17 protein-coding genes are annotated in these 23,220 nt (G+C 60.9%); 13 read left to right on the plus strand and 4 right to left on the minus strand.

The window, feature by feature from the left end; all coding sequences use genetic code 11:
* Positions 1–222: 222 nt before the first annotated feature.
* Positions 223–1,242 (minus strand): LCP family protein, encoded by a 1,020-nt coding sequence (locus G328_RS0113190; RefSeq protein ID WP_019619826.1) that lies wholly within the window; start codon positions 1,240–1,242, stop codon positions 223–225.
* An 87-nt stretch (positions 1,243–1,329) separates the two neighbouring features.
* On the opposite strand from G328_RS0113190, the gene G328_RS0113195 reads away from it, so the two are divergent.
* The 7 genes from G328_RS0113195 to G328_RS0113225 all read left to right on the plus strand — a co-directional run bounded on the left by G328_RS0113195 (position 1,330) and on the right by G328_RS0113225 (position 11,482).
* The gene (locus G328_RS0113195) at positions 1,330–2,577 is read left to right on the plus strand and encodes a glycosyltransferase family 4 protein (protein ID WP_026339910.1); all 1,248 of its coding nucleotides are present in this window, start codon (positions 1,330–1,332) and stop codon (positions 2,575–2,577) included.
* A complete protein-coding gene (locus tag G328_RS0113200; protein ID WP_154651578.1) occupies positions 2,570–4,309 on the plus strand; it encodes a hypothetical protein in 1,740 nt (579 codons plus the stop codon). The genes G328_RS0113195 and G328_RS0113200 overlap by 8 nt, the downstream gene beginning before the upstream one ends.
* 307 nt (positions 4,310–4,616) lie before the next feature.
* A complete protein-coding gene (locus G328_RS15495; RefSeq protein WP_019619829.1) occupies positions 4,617–5,348 on the plus strand; it encodes an endonuclease domain-containing protein in 732 nt (243 codons plus the stop codon).
* 317 nt (positions 5,349–5,665) lie between these two features.
* Entirely contained in the window at positions 5,666–6,436 is a 771-nt protein-coding gene (locus G328_RS0113210; protein ID WP_019619830.1) for a DUF6270 domain-containing protein, read from the plus strand.
* A gap of 230 nt (positions 6,437–6,666) precedes the next feature.
* Positions 6,667–8,544 carry a glycosyltransferase family protein gene (locus G328_RS0113215; RefSeq protein ID WP_026339911.1) on the plus strand — a complete coding sequence of 626 codons (1,878 nt, stop codon included), beginning with the start codon at positions 6,667–6,669 and terminating at the stop codon, positions 8,542–8,544.
* An 18-nt stretch (positions 8,545–8,562) separates the two neighbouring features.
* A complete protein-coding gene (wecC, locus tag G328_RS0113220; protein WP_019619832.1) occupies positions 8,563–9,834 on the plus strand; it encodes a UDP-N-acetyl-D-mannosamine dehydrogenase in 1,272 nt (423 codons plus the stop codon).
* Between the two features lie 148 nt (positions 9,835–9,982).
* Positions 9,983–11,482 (plus strand): hypothetical protein, encoded by a 1,500-nt coding sequence (locus G328_RS0113225; RefSeq protein WP_154651579.1) that lies wholly within the window; start codon positions 9,983–9,985, stop codon positions 11,480–11,482.
* Here G328_RS0113225 and G328_RS16540 read toward each other — a convergent pair.
* Positions 11,479–12,315 (minus strand): hypothetical protein, encoded by an 837-nt coding sequence (locus G328_RS16540; protein ID WP_187325765.1) that lies wholly within the window; start codon positions 12,313–12,315, stop codon positions 11,479–11,481. The two genes, G328_RS0113225 and G328_RS16540, sit on opposite strands and share 4 nt — an antisense overlap.
* Before the next feature lie 181 nt (positions 12,316–12,496).
* On the opposite strand from G328_RS16540, the gene G328_RS16260 reads away from it, so the two are divergent.
* Together G328_RS16260 and G328_RS16545 are read left to right on the plus strand one after the other, a co-directional pair.
* The gene (locus G328_RS16260; protein WP_026339912.1) at positions 12,497–13,930 is read left to right on the plus strand and encodes an APC family permease; all 1,434 of its coding nucleotides are present in this window, start codon (positions 12,497–12,499) and stop codon (positions 13,928–13,930) included.
* Between the two features lie 40 nt (positions 13,931–13,970).
* Positions 13,971–15,488: a hypothetical protein gene (locus G328_RS16545; protein ID WP_154651581.1), complete on the plus strand. Its 1,518-nt coding sequence runs from the start codon at positions 13,971–13,973 to the stop codon at positions 15,486–15,488.
* Between the two features lie 5 nt (positions 15,489–15,493).
* On the opposite strand, the gene G328_RS16550 is transcribed toward G328_RS16545, so the two are convergent.
* Positions 15,494–16,312, minus strand: a complete 819-nt coding sequence (locus tag G328_RS16550; protein ID WP_154651582.1) for a hypothetical protein — start codon at positions 16,310–16,312, stop codon at positions 15,494–15,496.
* A gap of 182 nt (positions 16,313–16,494) precedes the next feature.
* On the opposite strand from G328_RS16550, the gene G328_RS0113240 reads away from it, so the two are divergent.
* Genes G328_RS0113240 through G328_RS16270 form a run of 4 tightly spaced genes read left to right on the plus strand, consistent with a single transcriptional unit; the run spans position 16,495 to position 22,788 of the window.
* The gene (locus tag G328_RS0113240; RefSeq protein ID WP_019619836.1) at positions 16,495–16,830 is read left to right on the plus strand and encodes a hypothetical protein; all 336 of its coding nucleotides are present in this window, start codon (positions 16,495–16,497) and stop codon (positions 16,828–16,830) included.
* The gene (locus G328_RS16265) at positions 16,827–19,487 is read left to right on the plus strand and encodes a glycosyltransferase family 2 protein (RefSeq protein ID WP_083919661.1); all 2,661 of its coding nucleotides are present in this window, start codon (positions 16,827–16,829) and stop codon (positions 19,485–19,487) included. Before G328_RS0113240 ends, G328_RS16265 begins: the two co-directional genes overlap by 4 nt.
* Positions 19,484–20,305 (plus strand): hypothetical protein, encoded by an 822-nt coding sequence (locus tag G328_RS16555; protein WP_154651583.1) that lies wholly within the window; start codon positions 19,484–19,486, stop codon positions 20,303–20,305. The genes G328_RS16265 and G328_RS16555 overlap by 4 nt, the downstream gene beginning before the upstream one ends.
* The gene (locus tag G328_RS16270) at positions 20,302–22,788 is read left to right on the plus strand and encodes a glycosyltransferase family 4 protein (RefSeq protein WP_154651584.1); all 2,487 of its coding nucleotides are present in this window, start codon (positions 20,302–20,304) and stop codon (positions 22,786–22,788) included. Before G328_RS16555 ends, G328_RS16270 begins: the two co-directional genes overlap by 4 nt.
* A gap of 98 nt (positions 22,789–22,886) precedes the next feature.
* Here the strand turns inward: G328_RS16270 and G328_RS15500 are convergent.
* Positions 22,887–23,220, minus strand: a 334-nt coding sequence (locus G328_RS15500) for an integrase core domain-containing protein (protein ID WP_040905926.1), incomplete at its 5' end; no start/stop codon positions are given.

A 23,220-nucleotide genomic window follows, 5' to 3' on the forward strand; every position in this document is an offset into this window, starting at 1 on the left:
TGCGTCTGCGCCAACTGCCGCTCCGCAATCGCTTACATGAACGGCCGCTCCGCGAATGGCTGCACCGTACGGCGACCGGCAGTACCGCACACCATGCAGCGCATCACCGTTCACTACACCCACTCAGCGAATGGCTGCATCAAACGACAACCGGCGGTACCGCATGCGGTACCGCCGGTCACCGTGGAGTACCGCCGCTCAGCAGCAGCACCCCTCAAACACCTACCGCGCAGGCGGGTCGTACGTCCCAAGCGTGTCGTTCTTGAAGTGCTCCTGCAGCGTCGGCAGCTCGTCTTCGTTCAGGTAGACGACCGACTGGCTGCCTTCCATGCCGGTGCCGTTCGTGGGCATCGTGAACGAGGTGATGTCGCTGCTCTTGATTGAGCTGAGGCTGGTGCCGAGGCTGACCATGGCGTTCACGGTGAGTTCGCTGTCGCGCGCGACGTACGGCACGACGGAGTCGAGCAGGCTGTTGAGCGTGACGGGGTTGGTGAGCACGTCGCGGCTGAGCATCTTGTCGGCGACGGCCTTCAAGAAGAGCTGCTGGTTGACGACGCGCTGGTAGTCGCCGTCGGTGAAGGCGTAGCGCTCGCGCACGAAGGCGAGGGCGCGGTCGCCCGAGAGCGTGATCTGCCCGGCTGGGTAGTGCTCGTTCGTGGGCGATCCCGAGGTGAACTCTTGCGGGTTGTTCACGGTGACGCCACCGATGGCGTCGGTGATGTCTTTGAACCCTTCGAAGTCGACGACCATGACGTGGTCGATGCGCTGGTCGATGAGTCCTTCGACGGTTTGCACGACGAGCGAGACGCCGCCGTAGGCGAGCGCGGCGTTGATCTTGTCGCGCCCAACGCCCGGAATATCGACGTAGGTGTCGCGCATGATCGACATGAGCTGCACGCCGGAGCGGTCGGCGGGGATGTGCGCGACGATCATGGTGTCGGCTCGCGACCCGATGTCGTCGAGGTTCGTCTCGCCGGCGGTATCGCGTGAGTCAGACCCGAGCAGCAGCACGTTCATCGACCCGGTGGTGTTCTCTTCGGGGCGCAGCGACTCGTCGGGGAACGCTTCTTCGATGGTCTCGGTGTTGCCCCAGCGGGCGTACACAGACCAGATTGCGGCGCCCGCGGCGAGCACGAGTACGAGGAATACCGACCCGATCGCGATCCAGATGTTGCGTCGCCGACGCTTGGCGCGGCTGCGTTGGCGGTCGTCAGCGCGGGATGTATCCACCTCGTTGCTCATGCGGGAAGTATCCCATGATCCGTGCGCGATGCGCCCCCTTGGCCGTATTCTGAAACAACGTCTGATGGGAAGAGCGGAAGGGGAGACGTGCAGATTTTGCTGCTCACCCACTACTTCGCTCCCGAAGACGGGGCTCCGCAGCGCCGTTGGGGCGCGCTGACGCGGGAGTTCACGGAGCGTGGCCACGAGGTGACGGTGGTGACGCCGCCGCCGCATTACCCGTCAGGTCGGGTTCCTGCCGAGCATCGCCGCAGGTATCGGGCGGGCTCGCGCGAGACGAACGAGCACGGGGTCGCCGTGTATCGCTCGAACTGGTTGCCGCATCGTGGCGACATTGTGACGCGTACGTTCGACCACACGACGGCTGCGGCGTCGACGGCACGGCGTGCGGCGAAGCTCATCCGCCGCGGCGTCATCGCCCCCGACGTCATTGTCGCGACTGCGCCGGCGATCGAGACCCTCTACGCCGGCAACTACCTTGGCCGCCGCTTCGGCATCCCGGTGGTGAGCGAGATGCGCGACGCCTGGCCCGATCTCGTCACGTACACGCCGGGGCTCGCGAATGGGCGGGGTCCGGTGGCGATGGTGAAGCGGCGGATACACGAGTCGGTGACGCGCGCGCAGCTGTCGGCCGGGCAGGTGGTGACGACGACGAGCGCGTTTGCGGGTGTGCTCGAGGAGCGCGGGGTGCAGCATCTCGAGGTGATCCGCAACGGAACCGCGCCCGAGACCTACGAGCAGGTACCGCCGCGTGAGACCGATCACGACGAGCTGCGCGTGCTGTACATGGGCAATCTTGGCCGTAGCCAGGGCCTCGACATGATCGTGCGTGCGGTGGCGGTGCTGCGGCAGCGCGGGTATCGTATCGCGGCGCGCATTGTTGGTGCGGGGCACGAGGCGCCGGCGCTGCGGCAGTTGAATGAGCAGCTGGGTGAGCCGGTGGAGATTCTTGACCGGGTGCCGCCGAGTGAGGTGCTGCCGCACTATCGGTGGGCCGATTCGACGATTGTGTCGTTGCGCGATTGGGAGCCGTTCCTCTGGACGATCCCCTCAAAGCTCTACGAGCTGCTCTCGAGCGGCCGTCACATTACGGGCATTCTCGATGGCGAGAGCGCCGGAATCCTGCTCCAAACGGGCGCGGGCACGGTCGTGAAACCTGGCAACGTCGACGATTTGATCGGCGCGTGGACCCAGCTCATCGAGCATCCCGAGCGCCTCGAGGTCGGTGATTCGGGCCGCATCTGGGCACGCAAGCACGTCGCATACGACAGCCTCGCGACCAGGTACCTCGACATCCTCGAGCGGGTGCGTGACGAGTCGCGGGCGGATGCCTAGGCGCGGCCTGCGGGCGCTCGCGGCGGGGGCGCTGCGGCGGGTTCGTCGGGTGGCGCCGGCCGCGCCGCTCGATAACGAGGCGCGCCGGCTCGAGGCGGTGCGCGAGCTCCACCGCCACGAGGCGCAGCTGAAGCCCGCCTATAAGCACTGGGGCTACAAGAACGTCTTCGCGAAGGGCTTCATCGGCGTGCGCGGCGTCGACCCCGAGCTGCCGCGTGACCGCTGGGTGCGGGTGCGGCTGGGGGAGTGGCACTTCGCGCTCGACTCCGACCTTGAGTATCGGCTGGCCGGCGACGCCGACGTCGCGGTGCTCGTGCTCGGGCACGCGTTCGACGACGCCGGGGCGGCGGGCCGCGACGCGGTGCCGCAGCGAATTCTTGAGGCGGCGCGGGCGGATGTGCGGGCGGGCCAGGCGCGCACCGCGGTCGACGAGGTGCTCACGTGGTTGTCGGGCCGGTTCGTCGTGTTCGTGTGGCGCGGCGGCGAGCTCGACGTGTACGGGGATCCGATGGCGACGCGCGCCTGCTATTACCTCGCGGCGACGGATGTGCGGGTCGCGGCTCCCTCCGCGTCAGCCACCGCAGCCGACGCGTCCCCCTTCGCCAGCACCGTGCCACTGCCCGGCGCCGACCTCCCCGGCACGCCCGCGCTGCCGCCGCACCTCGCGGAGCTCCCGCCCGCGGTCGCGTCGCACACGCAGCTGCTCGCGCGGTACGCGGGCGGCCTCACGCATCATGAGCAGCGTTGGGCGCGGCTGCACCCCGACTATAAGGACGAGTTCGGCAAGTGGATTCCGGGCGTGCTCACGCCGCACGACCACGTGCGGCAGGTCTCGGCGAACTGCCGCCTGACGATCGGGGGCGGCGAGATCGCGCATCGCCGGTTCTTCCCGCCGGTGGGGTTCCGTCGCGAGGAGCGGTCGGCCGAGGCGGTGTTCCCGGAGTTCCGCGACGAGTTGCGTCAGCAGGTGCGCAACTGGGCGCAGACGCATCGCGAGGTGTCGCTGCCGCTCACCGCGGGCAGGGATTCGCGCGGCATTCTTGCGGCGGGCCTCGTCGACTTGCAGGACGCCGGTGCGCTCACGTTCACGTATCACCCGTTCCACGTGCCGCAGAAGTCGACGGTGACCGACCTCGACGTAGCGGGCCGGCTCTCGGCGGCGGCGGGGCTGCCGCACCTCGTGGTTGATGTGCGTCCGGTGAAGCGCGACCGCCCGTTCGATCGGCTGTATCGGGCGACGTTCCCGACCTACCCGCGGTACGCGGCGCTCGCGGGCGCGCTCTACGTGAGCGTGCCGGCGCGGGCGGCGACGCTGTTCGGGGTGGGCGGCGGCATCGTCACGGGGATGTTCCGCAACACCGAGGATCAGACGTTGAGCGCTGAGACGCTCGCGCGGAAGTTCACGGCCTCGAAGTTTGGTGAGATCCCCGAGCTGCGGGCGCGCATCGAGCAGTGGTTCGCGTACACGGAGTTCACCGAGGCGCGGCTCGCGGGCTTCAGTATTTATGACCTCTTTCACTGGGAGCACCGCATGTCGAAGTGGGGCGCTGAGGGCTACCTCGAGTACGACCTCGCGACGGTGCCGGCGCCGGTGCTCAACTCCCGCCGGTTGCTGCTCGCGGCGCTGTCGCTGCCCGAGGCCGACCGCAAGGCAAAGGTCCTCTACGACCTCCTAGAACAAACCGACCCGCCAACCCCAGCCGAGCCGGCCCCGCCCGCAGCCCAAGCCTGACCGAGTTACCCAGGCGCCAAACGATGCTTGACGGCGCTGGCCGCCCGACCTCCCGCGCGCCCTGTGGAAACGCGACCCTCCACAGGCTGCACAGACGCCCGAGCGTTTCGCCCGGCGCCTCGGCTTGGGTCGCGGAATGGATCTCGATCTCAGTCCCCTCTTCGCCGCCCACTTCGGAGTGGTGCGCACGAAGCTGCTCATTGACTTAGGGCTCTCGAACGGCGATACTCGCCGCCTTGCGAGGGCCGGGCAACTCGTCCAGGTACGCCAAGGTTGGTGGGCGACGCCAAATGCAAACGCGAACGTGATGGCCGCGGTGAAGGCGCGGGGCGTGCTCACGGGGCCCGCGGCCTTGGAACTTCGGGGTGCCTGGGTGCCCAAGGCCTGCGGCATCGCGGTGCGCCTGACTGAACGGCGCATGGTCGACCGCCGCGTCAAAGTCAACGACCATGTGAGTGGTAACCGCGTCTGGGCGCCGGAGGGCTGCGCCAGCCTGCACGTGCTCGAGGGCGACCTTGTCGAGCGCTGCACGAACTCGTGCGATGACGTCTCGACCGCGCTCCTCGTGACGATGCGCGACCTCGGCCGTGACGTCGCGGTCGTGCTCGCCGATTCGGTGGTCGAGCGAAAGCTCCTGACCTCGGCCGAGGTCGAGGCAATCGCGCAGAAGGCCGGTGCCCGCGGAGAAGCCGTGCTCGAGCTGCACGACCCATCGGCCGGGTCTGGAATCGAGTCGCTCTTTCGGCTGTGGCTGCGGCGCCACCGCATCGCGTTCCAAACGCAGCGCTGGATCGAGGGCGTCGGCCGGGTCGACTTCCTCATCGGAGAGCGGCTCATCGTCGAGGTCGATGGCAGGCAGTTCCACGACACCGACGACCAATTCGAGCGCGACCGGGCGCGCGACCGCGAAGCGGTCGCGCGCGGGTACCTCGTGATTCGGCTCACCTACAACGACGTTGTGGAGCGTCTCGACGCGGCGGGCGAGCAGATCCTGCGGGTGATCCGCCGCAACGACCACACGCTAAAACCCAAGGGCTGACGCCAGCGCTGCAACGACGCAGCGGCAGCACCAACGTCGCAGCTCCGAATCGGCGCCCCAAACGACTCCAAAGCGTCCCTTCACCGGGGCTATTTAACGCAATCCCCAATATGCAGACCCTTCGGGAGCCGACACCCCCGACTGCCCAGCAGTTCCGCCCGAGATTTTGGGGAATCCAGCACGCGGCCCCCGAGACCGACCCAGAATCGACGACCAGCATGCCCGCAACCCCGCCCACACCGCCAACCCGACCGAAACCGAACGACCCGCGCACCGCCCGGCGACCCCCAAGCGCGCACCGCCCTAGACTGCAACGCATGGGAACCGAACCAGGGCGCCAGGAACAGGTCGAGACTGACGATTCGGCGACGTGGATCACGATTCTCGGCAGCTGCGTGAGCCGTGACACGCTTGAGACGATGCCGCGCGACGCGTACCCCATCGACGGCTACTACGCGCGCTACTCGCTGCTGTCGGCGGGCACTGATGCGACGCCAAACATTCCCGAAGATTTCACGACGTCGAGTAAATTCCAGCGCCGAAACGTTGTGCGCGACATCAAGGGCAATCTGCTCGAGGAGCTGCAGGCGAAGACGAAGTCCGAGGTGTTCCTCTGGGATCTCGTCGACGAGCGCCACGGCGTCTACGAGTTCCCCGACGGCACGGTCATCACCCGCAGCATCGATGTCATCAACATTCCCGAGATTGCCGAGGCGGTGAAGGGCGCGCGCCATCTCGAGTTCGGTGAAGACGAGCACTTCTACCGCTGGTCGGGCGCCGCCGCGATGTTCGCCGATGCGCTCGACGCGTTCGGCCTGCGCGAGAAGGCGCTCGTGATCGCGACTGACTGGGCCGAGCACGACATCGAGGGCAACACGACCCCGTGGTCGATGGGCAAGGCGGCACCGCAGGCGAACCGCCTGTTCGCGCGCTACTACGACCGGCTCGAGCAGTTGGGCTTCCGGGTGCTGCGGATGCACAACCTGCTTGCCGACCCGGGTCACCGCTGGGGCCTGGCGCCGTTCCACTACGAGCCGAGCGTCTACGCGAAGGTCCGCGCGGCGATCGAGTCGTTCCCCTCGGCGTAACCCCCTGTTCACGCAACACCACCCCCCGCGCGATCGGCGCCACGACAGGCGAGTCGCCCGACGCAACACAACCCCCGCGAACCAGTCAATTCGTGACTTCCGTCTCCCCGGGTGAATAGGTGACCTGTTAAGGTCACGGTATGCGGGTGCATGCATCCGTGCCGTGGTGTTTCCCGCCTACGTCGGCCTTTCGATCTCGGCCGTCTGAGGCCCGTACGAGAGTCGAGTGCATGAGCCGGACGTCCAGTAACTGGCGCACGGCACTGTGGCACCTTCGCAACGGGGGCCCGAGCCAGTTGCGTGAGTGGCGGCGTCGGCAGCGGCTTAGCGTGAATACGCCGGCTCCGCGTCCGACGGGCCGCTTTGATCCGCTCGATGTCGAGCCGTACGTGCCGAACGAGCGCCCGAAGGCGTTCGGGCAGCTGCGGGTTGCGGTGATCATGGATGACTTCTCGCTGCAGGCGTGGGGCGCCGAGTTCGACACGGTGGTGGTGACGCCGTCTGAGTGGCGTGAGCAGGTCCAAAGCGTCGACCTGTTGTTTGTCGAGTCGGCGTGGAACGGCAATCGCGGTGCCTGGCAGTATCAGCTCACGGGGTCGAAGGCGCCGAGCGAGGCGCTGCGTGAGCTTGTCGCGTACTGCCGCGAGCAGGGCATTCCGTCGGTCTTCTGGAACAAAGAGGACCCGCCGCACTTCGACGACTTCCTCGACACCGCGAAGCTGTTCGACGCCGTCTTCACTTCTGACGCGAATAAGCTTCCCGACTATCGCGAGCGGCTCGGTCACGACCGCGTCGACGTGTTGAACTTTGCGGCGCAGCCGACGATTCACAATCCCATTCGCCAGCACGGCGGGGAACCTGAGGGCGACATCGCGTTCGCGGGCATGTATTTCGCGCACAAGTATCCCGAGCGTCGCGAGCAGATGCAGCTGCTGCTGGGCGCCGCGAATGATGTGAGCGCGAAGATGCCGCGTGGCCTCACGATCTACAGCCGGTTTGCGGGTGGCGACGAGAACTATCAGTTCCCGGCGCCGTTCGATGAGCGCGTGGTTGGTTCGCTGCCGTACGACAAGATGCTCAGCGCCTACCGCGAGCACAAGGTGTTCCTCAACGTGAACTCGGTGGTCGATAGCCCGAGCATGTGCGCGCGTCGCGTGTTTGAGCTCACGGCGAGTGGCACGCCGGTGGTGAGTGCGCCGAGTGAGGCGATTCCGAACTACTTCAGCCAAGACGAGGTGTCGGTCGTTGAGACTCCCGAGCAGGCGCGCTGGTCGATGCGTGCGCTCGTGAATTCGCGGCAGCTGCGCGATCGCATGGTGCATCGCGGGCAGCGCACGATTTGGGGGCAGCACACGTATACGCACCGCGCCGAGCAGGTGCTCGAGGCTGCGGGTATCGCGCACGAGCCGGCGACGGGTCGGCGCAGTGTGACCGCGATGGTGTCGACGAATCGTCCGGGTCAGGTGCGGCACGCGCTTGAGCAGGTGGCGAGGCAGCGCGGGGTGGATGTGCAGCTCGCGCTGGTCACGCACGGCTTCGACATCGATGTGGCCGACTATCGCGCGCAGGCGCGTGAGCTCGGGCTCGAAAACGTTGTGGTGCGCCGCGGCGATGAGGCGTGGCAGCTTGGCGATTGCCTGAACGAGCTGGTGCGTATGGCCGATGGCTCGTTCGCGGCGAAGATGGACGACGACGACCTGTACGGCCCCGACTATCTGCTCGATCAGACGAATGCGCTCTGGTTTACGGGGGCGGATGCGGTGGGCAAGCAGGCCTCGTACCTCTACCTTGGGTCGCGCGATGCGGTGTTGCTTCGCAATCCTGAGCGTGAGCACCGGTGGACGACGTTTGTGGCGGGCCCCACCATTGTGGCTCCGCGGGTGACGTTCGAGGCGAATCCGTTCGAGTCGCGCAGCCGTGGTGAAGACACCGCGTTCTTGCGCAGCATCGGCGATGCGGGTGGCCGGGTGTACTCGGCCGACCGCTTCAATTTCATGCAGGTGCGAGGCGCGACCGCGCACACCTGGCAGGTGGAAGACCAAGAGTTCCTCGCGAACTCGCGAGTGGAAACGTACGGATTGAACGAGCAGCACGCGCTCGTCGACTGAGGAAAAGGAACAGCACACATGAATGCACCGGCTGTTGAGTCGCACTTCGGCACGGTTTGTGTCGTGGGGCTTGGTTACATCGGGCTGCCCACCGCGGCGTTTATCGCGTCGAGCGGTGCGAGCGACACGAAGGTGATTGGCGTCGACATTAATGAGTCGTTCGTCAATCAGATCAACGCGGGAGAGGTCCCGTTCTTCGAGCCCGACTTCGAATCGCTGCTCGCGGGCGTCGTCTCCCGCGGTCGCCTTTCGGCGCAGACGACCACGCCCGAGGCTGACGCGTACATCGTCTGCGTGCCGACGCCGTTCAAAGACAACCACGAGGTCGACCCGAAGTACATCAAGGCGGCCGCCGAGAACATCGCGCCGCAGCTCAAGGGCGGCGAGCTGATCATTCTCGAGTCGACCTCCCCTCCCGGCACCACCGAGCAGATGGCCAAGTACGTGCTCGACGCGCGTCCTGACCTCACGGACGAAGACGGCCGCAAGAACAGTGTCTACTTTGCGCACTGCCCCGAGCGAGTGCTACCAGGCCGCATCATGGTTGAGATGGCGGAGAACGACCGTGTGATCGGTGGCGTGACACCGCGTGCGACCGAGATGGCGCGTGACTTGTACTCGACGTTCTGCAAGGGCGAGATGCTGCTGACGGATGCGCGGACGGCTGAGATGGCGAAGCTCACCGAGAACTCGTTCCGCGACGTGAACATTGCCTTCGCGAACGAACTTTCACTCATCTGCGACGAGTTGGACATCAACGTGTGGGAGCTCATCGAGCTTGCGAACCACCACCCGCGCGTGAACATTCTGCAGCCGGGGCCCGGTGTGGGCGGCCACTGCATCGCGGTCGACCCATGGTTCATTGTTGCGGCCGCGCCCGAGCAGTCGAAGCTCGTGAAGATGGCGCGCGACGTGAACGACGGTAAGCCCGAGTACGTGATTCACAAGGTGCTCGAGCGTGCCGAGCGCTTCAAGCAGCCCGTGATTGCGGCGCTGGGTATCGCGTTCAAGCCCGACATCGACGACCTGCGCGAGTCGCCGTCGCTGAACATCGTTGACAAGCTTGCCGGCCAGATCGAGGGTGCCGAGATCAAGGTCGTGGAGCCGAACGTTGAGGAGCTGCCGGAGCGCCTCACGAAGCACGCGAACCTCTCGAAGGCCGACTTCGAGGAGGCGGTCGAGGCCGCAGACATCGTGCTCCTGCTCGTTGACCACCACCAGTTCAGGGAAGCCGACCGCGCACTCCTCGAACAGAAGGTCGTCATCGACACTAAGGGCATCTGGCGGTAATCGCACAGGTAGTGGGGCGGGGCACGGTGCCGGGTGACTGGCACGTGCCCCGAACTACTGCCTGGGCGGATGTCCGCGCTACGGTTGTCGGCTACCGTGAGTGGGTAGCCTGGCGCGCGCTTCCGCGCTCGAATTGATCGGACACAACATGAACGACGCACGACTACTCGCCCGCGGATTTTGCCTGTCGCCAATGCCGGTCGACGAGCTTGAACAAATAGAGCATTACGGCGTCCGTCGGGTGGGCGACTTTTACCTTTATGCCGATGAACTGGTTGAGGTCGACGTGTATGTACGTGACGACGACTGGGCCGTCGTGGTCGGCAAAGCCTGGCCGATGTCGTCTGGCATCGTTGCCGCCGATTGCGAATCGCCAGCTGCCGAGTTGTTTGCGTTGCTCGGGGCGCAGGGTGACGCAGGTGTTGAAGAGGCCCTCTACGACTTCGCTGGCCGCTACGCGGTGATACTCCGCCGTGATGAGCGGGTTACTGCCTACACCGATGCGGGTGGAACCAGATCGGTGTACTTCAACTCCCGCGACGGCGTTATCGGGTCACACTTCAGTGTGCTTGCGAACGCGGCCACAGGCGGCGAAAGACGGCCACCGCTTCCCGGCGCAAAGAACACCCGCCAGGAGGCCTATTGGGATCTCACCTGGCACTCTGACATCAGCATCATATACCCGAATAATCGACTCGAGCTTCCGGAAGGCAAGCAGGTAAGGTTTCATCTCACGAAGCCGAATCGCTATGTCGATGTGTCCGGGGAAGAGCGCCTGGCGACTATCGAACAGCTATGGCACGAGCAGCTGGACCGCATGGTGGCCGCGAGTGAAGGTCGCCCGATTGCCTTCTCGATGACGGGCGGACAGGACTCGCGCACGTCCCTGGCTCTTGCCCGAGATTATCGTAAGTATTTCTCTTCGTTCACTTATACCTCTGAGGCTGCCGTTGCCGGCAAGCCAGGTGCAACCTATTGGGCGAAGACGATGTCGGGCGACTACGAAATTGTCCGTGCCATGGCGGAATTTCTGCCCGACCAACACAGGTTCATCGTCAAGAAAGACTCAAAAGACTGGCAGCAGCGCAACGCTGAGGTGATGCAGCGCAACACTGCGAATGGGCACGGGGCGTGGCTGCTGCCGCACTATATGGAGCAGTTCCCCGACCCTCGAACGATTCACTACCGGGGTAATTTGCTCGAGATCGGACGTATGAGCATGCGTGGTTCGCTGGCACGCAGCCCGCAACGCCGCATGGCTGAGCTCGCGAAGTACTACGCATCGAAGACCGGCGTCGAGGCGGAACTCATGGCCGACTTCTTCCTCGAGAAGATGGTCCAGATGGGGTTCGACAGCCTCGACGCAAGCTACGTGATCACTGATGTCTTCTACTGGGAGAACCGTCACGTCCGCTGGTATAGCGAAGTGCTAAACGAGACCGACACCGCGTTTGACACAATCACGCCGATCAACGTCCGGCGCTCCATCGATGCTCTGCTCGCGTTCCCTGTGGCACAGCGGAACCGGTCATATGCTCAGCATGAGCTCATACACCGCAATTGGCCGGTGCTTGAGTTCTTCCCATTCAATGCGACTGAGAACCTTTACGAACGCTTCGTGCGGCCCACATTGACTTCAGCAGCTTAGGCGAAGTCCGAGTAGTTCAAGTCACGAAGCATTTTATTAAGCCATGCCACCGTAACTTCACGGCTCAACGGATTGTGCTTCTGTTTGCTGTTCGTGTAGTAATGGACGTCCCAGGTGGCTGTCTTAAGCCGGCGTTGAAGCTGCACCAAGTTCGCGCGCAGCGGCGGCATCATCACCTTCAGGTCACTCGGTGATGCTGTATTCACGAGGTACGTGAATCTTGGGACGTAGTCGTTCTCGCGAAACCACGACCAGATCCTTGTTCGCGTCGACAGAGTTTTCGCAGCCACCTCTGGCGTTACGCCTGGCGCGATTCGATTGAGCGTGGTCGAAACCGCTGACTTCATGCTGTATTGAAGCCAGTCGGTCTGCGGGTTATTGACTAGTGCTCTACTCCCCTTATCGACCGTCGCGGTAACCAGCGCTTGGTAACCACCGGCGGATGAACCGTAGTGAACCCGACGCTCTGGTGGGATCCCGAGAAGCTCGCCCGCTGCCTGAATGATCGGAGTGTAGAGGTTGCCAGCCCAGCGGCTTTCATCGACTTGTCCCCAGCCGATTGGCCCACCATCAGGATCTCGATAGAGCGACGGGTCGCAGACATACAGACAGTGTGCGTTGATGTCGCCAGCCCAAGTTGATCGCTGGAAGACACGAGCATCAGGGGCAAGGGACCGGTCTACTGCACCGTTGTAGAAGACCACCATCGAGTCGGCGCCTTCTCGAGGTATGAGTCCTACCGGAACCTTCACCTCGTCGACCGAAACGTCCAAGTTTGCCAGTCGTTCGTCCGCGTGGGGTTGGTCCAGTAGGAGCGTCAGATCGAGCGACACGTGGGGTCCTTACGAGTGGCGTGATTGCGATGGGTCGGAATGCAGTGATTGCGTGCAGAGCCTTGCGACGTTGGTAGTCCAGGTCGGCCCGACGGATTTGATTCAGGGTAGCCTGGGGAACGCAGAATCGCCTCTCGCTTCCAACCGGCTGCGAGGCTCCGAGACGAAGGAGTCACTCCGCTTGAATACTCAACAGCCTGCGGCGCTCAAGCGTACGTTAAAACCTCACTGGGTATTTGCGATTGCGCTCGGCTCAGCAGTGGGCTGGGGCGCCTTCATCCTGCCGTTCGATTGGATGGTGTCGGGAGGCCTCGGCGGTACGCTCGCGGGCTTCGCTATCGGCGGCCTCATGATCACCGTGATCGCATTGAGCTATGGAGCGGTGGTGCGCGCTCTGCCTGTGACTGGAGGAGGCGTAGCATTCGCACTTGCTGCACTCGGAAGAACCCACGCATTTGTCGCGGGCTGGTGTCTCACTCTCGGCTATGCAGGAATCGTTGCGCTGAATGCGTCTGCAACAGCTCTTGTGTTCCGTGTCACAGTGCCTGACCTTGTCATGCATGTGAAGCTCTACACAATCGCCGGCTGGGACGTATATCTACCTGAGGTGCTCATCTCAACGGCGATTCTGCTGATTTTTGCGTGGATTAATGCGCGAGGAATCGAGCTTTCGGGACGGTTCCAGTTCATCGCAGTGGTGCTCATGCTCGTTGCGGTCGCGTTTATCCTTGCTGCGACCGTCATCAAGTTCGTGGTGGATCAGCCAACCCTTGCGCCTGCGATCCCTGAGGGGGTGTCTCCATGGGTTGCGATCGCGACGATCGTTGCGTTCGTGCCCTGGGCATATGTTGGCTTCGATAACGTGCCGCAGTTGGCTGGAGAGTTTGACTTCACTCCGAAGAAGGCATTGCAACTACTCATGTGGGGTGTGGCCGCCGCGACGTTTATCTACATGGCCATGATGGTGGCAACATCACTCGCGGTCGGCGACCGGCATGTTGCCTACGAGTCATCAGCTTGGCCAACAACGCTAGCGATTACCGACATGATTGGGCCAATAGGGCTCATTCTCATGGTGATCGCTGTGTCCATGGGCGTACTCACCGGTCTCAACGGCTTCTACGTCTCGACAAGCCGAGTGCTCCTCACCATGGGGCGAGCGAAGATGTTGCCTCGCCAGTTTGCTTCCGTGAGCTCCACCCAAGGTAGTCCGACAGTCGGGATCGTGTTCACCTTGCTCATCTGCCTTGCTACGCCGTGGTTTGGGCGTGCAGCACTCGGTTGGGTCGTCGACATGACGAGCGTTGGCATCACCGTTGCCTACTTCTATACCTGCTACTGCTCTTTCGTAATTGGGCGTAGGGGATACGTCACAGGCATGGCTGATAGGCAGGCTCCGAGCAAGGGTCAGGCAGTCATTGGTCTCGCAGGATGTGTACTGGCGGTTGGGTTTCTCTCGCTCCTGCTAGTGCCCGGCTCGCCAGGTGCCCTCGGGCCAGAGTCTTTGACCGCACTTATTGTCTGGCTGATCGCGGGCGTTGGGTTCTACTTCCTTCGTCGTCGCGCTTATATGTCCGTGCCGGACGACGAGATCCGCAAGGCAGTATTCCAATAATTATCGAACTTCGGAATCGAAATATCAGAAGGGGAGAATCATGGGTGACTTAGCGAAGGCGAGGCTCTACGCACGGGGTTATTTGCTGTCTCCAGAGATTACGCACTTGTTTGACGATATTTCCTACTTTGACCACATTGTCGTGGGCGGCCAGTATCATCTCTATTTTGATGAAATCTTAGAGATTGATGTTGCCGTTTCTGGGCCCGACTGGTGTCTCGTCGTTGGAAAGGCGTGGCCGCTAAGTTCCGGCAAGATCAGTCCTGACTCCACGTCAGTCGCGCGACAATTGCTGGATCTCCACGTTCAAGGTTGGGATCAAGCGGTGGAAGAGGCGCTATATGACGTCGCTGGTCGCTACATGATCATGCTCAAGAGGGAGCATGATGTACTGCGTGTCTACAACGATGCGTGTGGCACAAGGTCGGTCTATTACAATTCGCTCCGACGCGAGGTGGCGTCGCACTTTGACATACTTGACAGGCTAACACCTGAGACCTCTTCGGGTGAACCGTACGGTGTGCCTCTAAAGCTCGAGAAACTGTGGGACAAGACGGCAAATGAAAATGTTCGTTCATTGATCCCCAACTTCCGTCTTGATCTCATCGAAGGAACACAAACGCGTTTCTTTGGAACTGATCCAAACATGGCGAGATCATTGTCGGAGGAGGGCAGATTTGCGCTAATTGAGCGGTTGTGGAAAGAGCAACTCCAGAAGCTTGTAGAGGTCAGTGGAGACTTGCCCATTGCGTTTTCAATGACCGGAGGATTCGACTCGCGCACGTCGTTGGCGATGGCGAGGGAATACAAGGATCTATTCACATCGTTTACGTATACAACGCAGGGTGCTGTTGATGGAAAGGAGGCGGATACCAATTGGGGCCGTGCGATGGCCCTTGACTATTCAACAGTTAGAAAAATGGAAGAGTTTCTGCCGCTGGGTCATTCGTACATCGCTCGTGCGCAGAAGCATGCCACATGGGTTGCGGCCAACTCGGGCATCCTCGATCGAAATCAAACTCGAACGCATGGGCGCTGGATTCTTCCGGGCTATCTTGAATTGTTCAGCGACCCGCGGACGATACACCTCAGGGGTAATCTTCAAGAAATTGGACGGCTGCATATGGGTCGTTCTGCAGCATCTCCGGAAAAGCGCTTTGTTCAACTTATTACATATGGCACAAATCTTGCCAAGGATGACCTTGCGCGGTTGGTTGACTACACATCAGCCGGGTATGAGAAGCACCGCTACCCAGAAGTGACCGATAACTATGACATCGGTGATATTTGGTATTGGGAGCATCGGCATGGCCGCTGGTACTCGGAGGTGTTGAATGAGACCGACACCGTGTTCGATACCGTGTCGCCTATTAACGTTAGGCGTATCCTGGATTGCTATCTCGCCTTTCCTGAATTTGAGCGGAAGCAGGCGTACGCGCAATACACGTTGACGCACCGAAACCATCCATCGCTGCTGTTCTTTGGGATTAACTCTGCAGATGACCTCTATGAAGTGTTCGTGCGGCCGACGCTGCGCGGCAAAATTGCGGAAGAATGAATGCGTTAGTTAAGGGTGGCGAGTTGAGCGTTGATCCACTGCAGCGTCGTAGGTCGAGGAGCCGGATTATGGCCCTGTGCCTCGTTATAGTAGATGTGAGTAGTCCACTGGGCTGATGTAAATTCATGTTGCATCTTGACCAGATTGTCGTTCAGCTCGCGATGCATGATATTGAGATCGTTCGCCGATGCTGCGTTGAGAAGGTAGGTAAATCTCGGCACGTGCCTGAGCTTCTCGAACCACGCCCATACTCTTGCTCTAAAATCGAACGATTCTACGACTTCTTCTGTGCTCCGTGAAGAGAATGAATGATCAAGAGTCCGCCTTACCGCGTGCCCAATATTGTATTTTGTCCAATCAGTTTGAGGGTTGTTGACGAGTGCAATACTGCCCTTGTCGGCTGCTGCTGTTACCATCGCTTGGAATCCACCAGCGGATGACCCATAATGCAGGCGATTTGAAGCGGGGACTCCCAGTAATTCTCCTGCTGCCTCTACAACCTGCACGTAAAGATTACCGGCCCAGTTGGTTTCGTCGACTTGGCCCCAGGCAATAGAGCCGCCCGCGGAGTTGTAGAGTGCGGGGTCACAAATATAGAGGCAGTGTGCGTTGACATCCTCAGCCCAAGTTGAACGTTGAAAAACTCGGCCGGTAGGTGCGAGCTTGCGGGCAATCGCGCCGTTGTAGAAGACGGCGATCTTCGTCGCGCCCTCGCGTGGGGCAAGGGCGACTGGTATAGCGACACCGTTGACGTCGACATCGATGCTCGTAACCCGTTCCTCGGCCAACGGTGGCTCTAGCAAGGCGTCCAAGGCAAGTCCCATACCAATTCCAATCGCCAGAATGTGAGCGTTCCGGACCCACGCCAGGGCACTGGGGGCGCGTGTCAACACACAGGCTAGTGGATGTGTTGTTGTGGTGACTGCGATGGATAGCCCATGGCTCGGCATTTGCGGAACGGGTGCCCTAAAATGACGGGGTATCGTCCGCCGCAGGAAGGGTGTGTATGGCCACCACGGAGCCGACGGATGTCGGCGAGTCTGACATCGAGACTGTTCAGCGGGCGCAGGAGGCGATCGGTGAGCTGTCTCAGCGAGGTGCGATGGTGTCGCGAGACCTCGTCGCGGCGTACGAGCGGGAGCGCAAGCTGCTCGGCGGTATTAGGAAGCGCGATGCTGAGTTGGTGAAGCTTCGGGCTCGGTGCGCAGGGCTTGAAAGCCAAGTTGCCCAGCTCGGCCAGAGTTACGAGAATCTCAGCGGCGCGCCACTGGCCAAGCTCCAGCGCGGCTATTGGCGACTGCGGAAACGCCTCCGTGGAGGGAAGAAGGACAACTCCAAATGAAGAAGGCTGAGATAGCTGCGCGCCTCAAGGAACTTGAACGGTTGAGCGGCGAAGCTTCACGCCTGGCGCGATGGTTCGCAGAAGCTCGCGACATGCCGCGTTCAGTTAGCGCTGGCCTCCGTGGCGAGTTGCCGTACGTACTACCGAGCGATTCCGTCGAGGAGTATCGCGCGCGCGAAAGCGAGATGATCCGGAGGAACCAGCCAACTGTCAGCGCGTTGCTTCAACAGGCACAGTCGCTACCGACGACTACTGGCCAACGCTGGTACCGGCCAAGTACAGCGCGCATCGGCATCATTGCCGATACCTTCCTTGCAAAGAGTCTCGAAGGCACTGCGGCGTTCGAGTACCTGCACCCCGACACCTGGCACGAACAGGTCGAGCGGATCGACGTGCTACTCGTGACCAGCGCCTGGCGCGGTCTCAACGGTGAGTGGCACGGCGTAAGCATCATGTCGCCAGCGCGCGATCTAATAATTCAAGAAATCATTCCCGCAGCCAAGCAGCGTAACGTGCCTGTGGTTTTCTATTCCAAGGAAGACCCGCCGAATTACAGCAAATTCATCGGCATCGCGCGTCACTGCGATGTCATCCTTACCTCCGCCGAGGAAATGCTGCCGAAGTATCAACGCGATGCGCCAGGAGCGCGGCACTTTTCTGCGCTTCCATTTGGAGTGAGCTACCTCCACCACAATCCGCTCGGCAGTCGTCGGGTCAATGACCGCATCTGGACCTTTGCGGGATCATGGCATCGCGAAAAATACGCACAGCGTCGCACGGCAGCGATGAACATATTTAACGGCCTCGTAGGTGCCGGTGAACAGCTCTATATTTTCGATCGGAACTCAGAACTCGCGCTCGAGAAATACCAGTTCCCGGAAGCCTTACTGCCTAACATGTACCACGCAGTTGATCATGGCGACCTGCTTCAGATGCAACGGCTGCTGCCAGTGGCAATTAACCTCAACTCAGTACAGAACAGTCAGACGATGTTCGCGAACCGTGCGCTTGAGCTGCAAGCCATGGGGACGCTCATCATGTCGAATTACAATGCTGGTTTGAATTCGCAGTTCCCGCACATCCTGATGCCTGACAGCGAAGTAGACGCACGTGACTGGGCGGCTAGTCTCACTGATAACGATGTGTCTCGAGCCCAACTTGATGGTGTGCGATCCGCTTTCACTGGGAACACCGCTTTCGAACGAATGGTGACAATTCTCGAGGCCGCGGGTCTGGAAGATGCTGCCGAAGAGATCGTTCCTGATCATCGCATGATCGTTGTTGCGGATGACCGGGAATGCTATGAACAGTTCATCGCGGGACAGACTTACGATGGCAGGACTGCGTTCATCACTCCCTCCCAAGTGGGAGACGAACGCGGTGGTCCTGACGGCGATATCGTCGTCACGCTCCGCAAAACCGACTACCCGCGCACCTACCTTCAGGATCTTGCCAACGGGTTCAAGTTCACGGACGCCGACGCGGTTGAGGCTGTGGCGAGCAACGACGTTGCTACGTTTGAGTTCGTCGAAGCGCGATCTACGGGAGTAGACCGTGCAACCTGGGTTTGTGAAGGAAGCGACGTCGGGGAGGCAATCGCTTCGGCCACTACCGCAGTCACGGTCGGCCTTGCGGCTACGATGGGCGAGACTCGAGAGACGATCGCCACGGCGGAACCGGAGCTCACTGTGATCGTGCCTGTGTACAACAACGGTCGGCACCTGCGTTACAAATGCATGGCATCGCTTCGACGCTCTTCGATCTTTTCTAAAATGAAGGTTCTGCTAGTTGATGACGGTTCCACCGACGCGGAAACGCTCGAAACTGTGCGTGACCTTGAGTCGACATTTGCCAACGTGCACTCGTTCTCATTCGCCGACGGTGGCTCTGGCAGCGCATCACGGCCCCGCAATAAAGGGCTTGAACTCGCCGACACGGAGTATGTGACCTACCTAGACCCCGACAATGAAGCAGTGAACGATGGCTACGCTGTCTTGCTTGACAAGGTGCGTAATATGGGCGTCGACTTCGGCATCGGGAACATGGTGAAGTTTAAGGGGACGCGCAGCGTCGTCGGTAACAACGGTGTTCTTTCGCCTGTGCTCAAGGAAGACTTCAACTGGGAGGTTCCAGAAGGAGCCCTCTCAAGCATCAAGTTCCAACCCATGAGTATCCAAGCCCTGGTTGCTAATACCGCTTGGCTCAAGAGTATCGGAATCCAACAACCTGTTGGTGCAGTGGGTCAAGATAGCTACTTCTTTCAACAGATGCTTTATTACGCACGTCGCGTGCTCCGCATCGGGCTGCCGATCCACTCCTACTATGCAGAAGTTGCGAATTCAACGGTTAACACACTTGGCCCAAAGTTCTACGAGAAATACATTCCGCTCGAGAAAGATCGGTCATCTTGGCTGCGTCGTGTCGGCCTGCTCGGCTCGTACAATGAGACTCGCCTTGAACCATTCGTGAAGGGCTGGTTCATCAAGAAGCTTGAACGAGTTGCGCCCGAACACCAGCCGAGATGTCGTGAACTTATTCATCAACTTGCCGCATACTACGGACCACACGAATGGAAAGATGAGGACCTGCGTGCATGGTTTGCAGCTGTTAGAGAAGAAGTTGGTGCAGAGCGATCTGAAGAGGTCGTGAAATCGTGACGAAGTCTCTCACTTTTGCGAACGCTGAAGAATTTGGCAACGACGTCATCGATGAGGCCGTGCTTCATCTAGGATCAGTGAAGTTCCGGGCAAAGCTGTGGCAACATCCGTCAAATCGAAACGATCTGATTGTGATTGTTGACGATGCGATCAGCCTCACCGCTGGTGGTGAACCTGATGGATTTGACGGTGAGGGACTCTTCGGTCAAGTCGACGCCTCAGTGTTGTGCATATCGGATGATTGGCTAGACGAACACGACGTGCGCCAACCTGGGTGGGCACAAGGCGAATTTCACCAGTATTTGCTGCCAACATTGCATCACTTCGTCGAGTCGGTGCGCACAAAATTCGGGTTCGTCCGCCGAGTGGTTGCTTGTGGTACCGGTAGCGGGGCGTTCGTAAGCCTCCAGCTCGGGGCGCTTGTACGTGCAACTCATGCGGTGATCGCCAACCCCGTGCTGGACTTGAGCCTCACACGAAACCTTGCCATCACAACGATGATTCATCGGTCCTACCCGGGTCTGGACCTCGCTACGGTGAAAGCGCGATTTGCGGAAAGAATTTCAGTGCCGAAATCGATAAAGAATGTCGGTTACCTGCCAGCAGTGCACTGCAGCGTTAATCCCGCAATCGCGCGTGTGCTGCGGCGGCAGGTGCCCTTGCTCCTACGCACCGCTGGGCAAGTGAGCGAGTCGAACCCAGACGTACGCGTCGAGGTGCTGGTCGACAGCTCTGCCTTTATCGGCAACCGGTTTTTCAGCCAGCCGACGACGCATCGAGCTGTCAACGCAGCACTTGGATCGGAGGGTGCCGCGTGACTAGTCAGAACGCATCCAGCTGGCAACTCGAAACTGCCATAACCGATGAGTTCGCCGCGGCATGGGCAAGCCTTTGTGGCCCTGGCGGCGATCCCGCGGAGTTTTGGCGAAGTGCCTCACGTCTCGGAAAGGACAACGCGGGCGACCCGTTGTCACTGCGTATGCTCACGCGCCTCGCGTTGGGAGAACAGTACCCCGCCGAATCCCGGTTCGTTGCGTTGCTGCTGGAAGCCAATGGCGCCGGCAGCCTGGCGGCACGACTCACCGACTTCAGCAACGAGGATTCCGCGAAAGCCTGGCAGCGTCGACGCTTGATCGAGGCACGTGAGCATTACGTGGAGACGCAAGAAGCTGCAGCACACGAAGGGAGCGCGATCCACCTTGAGGTACGTGGCGGAACGGTTCGTTTGCTCGAAGACAGCGACGACTTGCCGGCTGAGGCATCATGGCAAGATGCTCTGCTCGCGGTAGCTCGCGCGTCGTCACCATTGCTAAGCCCAACCACCGTTCGGGTCGAAGTATTTGATGCAGACAGCAGCGCGCTCTACCGTGACCTTGCGTTGGTTGGGTATCTCGGCAACCTACGCATTGCGGTCATCGAGCATTCAGAAGGAACAAGTGAACTTGAACCAAAGGTGCGAGAGTGGGTAGGGCATCGCAGTGCTGAACTCGCTGTGTTCGTGCCTCATGGAGACGGGTTTAGGCTCGCGCAGCTCTACGGCCGAACGTTGCAGCGGCCAGCCCACATCGACCGCACATTCGCGGCTCTCGAAGTGCGACGATGGCTCGAATTCGACTGGCTGCTTGAAGCTGCGACTGCAAAGGTGTTTGATGTGCCGCGGCTATTTGAGCTTAAATCACTGGTTGAAAGTATTTCGATTGCACAGCTTCCACGGACGGATGTTTCAATTCTTGAACAAGTCCTCGCATTTGTCCCGGAGCTTGAATCGCGCGGTATTGCGCTAGAACGACTCGCGACCGTGTTTCTAGATAGGGGAGACTTCGGGGTCGCTGAGGTACTGCTCAACCTGGTTGGTGAGGCCCAACAGAGCTCATATTTTCAAGGACGTATCAATCGTGCTCGCTTCGGGCTCGCTAAGTTCGAAGAGGTTAGGGAGCACGAAGGTAAGTATCCGGTTCGTAAGCAAGACCAAGCACTCATCGATGAGGCCCGTGCGGCGGTTCATCTATTGACTGCGCTTGCGGCGGCAGAAGCAAGCGATGTCAGGCAGGTGTCCGCCCCTACATCGAGTGGAGACTCGTTTGCAGTCACATCAATCTTGCACGCGAGCGCACCGCACCAATCGGGCGGCTATGCGAACCGGGCACACCAACTGTTGGGTGCGGTGCAAACGGCAGGCATACGCCTCCGCGCATATACGCGACCGGGCTTCCCGGATGAGTCGCTTAGCTCGGGAGCGGTAGTCGCCAATAGTTTCGAGGGCGTTGACTATTTTCGGCTCGGGGGTGACCTGTCACGCAACCGAGGCGAGTATCAATACATGGTGGAGTGCTTGGAAACGTATAGACAGGTACTCCGAGAGAACCGGCCGGATGTGGTCCACCTGCGCTCGACTTATGTGTCGGCGCTGCCGGGCATCATTGCAGCTCGGGAAGCCGGTATCCCGACCGTGTATGAGGTTTCGGGTATGTGGGAACTTGTCTACGCGACATATGGTGACGCGCGCCGTGAGAGCATGCGTGCGCGTACTGTCCGGCTTGAGAATGCGGTGCTCCGCAACGCTGACCGGGTCGTGACTCTGACGCGAGCAATGGCCGACATCATTAATGAGCGCGTCACGACGCGAAACCCCGTCGAGGTGCTGCCGAACGCGGTCGACATCGACCGGTTCCGTCCGATGCCGAAGGACGCTGCGCTGCTTACCGAGCTTGGTTGGTCGGAAGAAACCCCAGTAATCGGCTATGCCGGTAGCGTTGTTGACTATGAAGGTCTCGAGGTGCTGGTGGACGCGCTTGCTGAACTTCGTGACAGCGGAGTCGAGTTCCGGTTTGTTCTGATCGGTGACGGCACGGTGATGAACCAGGTTCAATCTCGGATCGATGAGCATGAATTGGGCACCAACGTGCTGGTCACCGGACGCATTCCACATGCCGAGGTGGAACGGTACTACTCCATCTTTGATATCTGCGCGTTCCCGCGACTCAGCACTCCTGCAACTGAGGCAGTGTCACCGCTAAAACCTTTTGAAGCACTTGCTTCAGGTAAAGCAGTGATTGTATCGGATGTCGCCGCACTGGTTGAGATTGTCGGCGAGAATGAGCGAGGTATAGTCGTGCCGAATGGAGACGCCCATGCGCTCGCAGATGCTATTCGCAGTCTGATTGAAAACCCGGATCTTCGGGCAACGCTGGGTGCGACTTCGCGTGAATGGGTGGGCACGAATCACACATGGGAGGCGGTTGGTGGACGATTTGTCGACGTGCTCCGAGCTGCTCGGGGAACTAAACGTAACTCTGGATGACAAAAACACCGTATGCGACAGGTCGACCTGGCACTCAATGCTTCGAGTGTCACCGGGGCGCTTAGGGGACTGCTGCACGGATAGGTGACAGGTTGTAGTCACGCCGCCAGTGCGACGGTCGTGTTCATGATGGTCTCGAACTCGATGGGGGTCAAACGTCCAAGTCGGCGTTGGCATCGTCGGCGGTGGTAGGTCCGTTCGATCCAGGTGACGATCGCGATCCGCAGCTGCTCGCGTGTGGTCCAGGAGCGGCGGTCGAGGACGTTCTTCTGAAGCAGCGCAAAGAACGATTCCATGGCCGCGTTGTCTCCGCTCGAGCCCACTCTTCCCATGCTTCCGACCATGCGGTGGCGGGTCAGCGCACGTAGGAATTTCCGGCTTCGAAACTGAGATCCTCTGTCGCTGTGGACCACGCAGCCGGCGACGTCGCCG

The sequence above is a fragment of the [Zimmermannella] faecalis ATCC 13722 genome (assembly GCF_000381765.1).
GTDB lineage: Bacteria > Actinomycetota > Actinomycetes > Actinomycetales > Microbacteriaceae > Gulosibacter > Gulosibacter faecalis.

Bases quoted from the DNA above. Each gene is read 5' to 3' on its own strand.
- G328_RS15495 (WP_019619829.1), top strand. From the start codon at position 4,617: ATGGCCGCGGTGAAGGCGCGGGGCGTGCTCACGGGGCCCGCGGCCTTG.
- G328_RS0113210 (WP_019619830.1), top strand. From the start codon at position 5,666: ATGGGAACCGAACCAGGGCGCCAGGAACAGGTCGAGACTGACGATTCG.
- G328_RS0113190 (WP_019619826.1), bottom strand. From the start codon at position 1,242: ATGAGCAACGAGGTGGATACATCCCGCGCTGACGACCGCCAACGCAGC.
- wecC (WP_019619832.1), top strand. From the start codon at position 8,563: ATGAATGCACCGGCTGTTGAGTCGCACTTCGGCACGGTTTGTGTCGTG.
- G328_RS16550 (WP_154651582.1), bottom strand. From the start codon at position 16,312: ATGGGACTTGCCTTGGACGCCTTGCTAGAGCCACCGTTGGCCGAGGAA.
- G328_RS16545 (WP_154651581.1), top strand. From the start codon at position 13,971: ATGGGTGACTTAGCGAAGGCGAGGCTCTACGCACGGGGTTATTTGCTG.
- G328_RS0113215 (WP_026339911.1), top strand. From the start codon at position 6,667: ATGAGCCGGACGTCCAGTAACTGGCGCACGGCACTGTGGCACCTTCGC.
- G328_RS0113200 (WP_154651578.1), top strand. From the start codon at position 2,570: ATGCCTAGGCGCGGCCTGCGGGCGCTCGCGGCGGGGGCGCTGCGGCGG.
- G328_RS0113225 (WP_154651579.1), top strand. From the start codon at position 9,983: ATGAACGACGCACGACTACTCGCCCGCGGATTTTGCCTGTCGCCAATG.
- G328_RS0113240 (WP_019619836.1), top strand. From the start codon at position 16,495: ATGGCCACCACGGAGCCGACGGATGTCGGCGAGTCTGACATCGAGACT.
- G328_RS16265 (WP_083919661.1), top strand. From the start codon at position 16,827: ATGAAGAAGGCTGAGATAGCTGCGCGCCTCAAGGAACTTGAACGGTTG.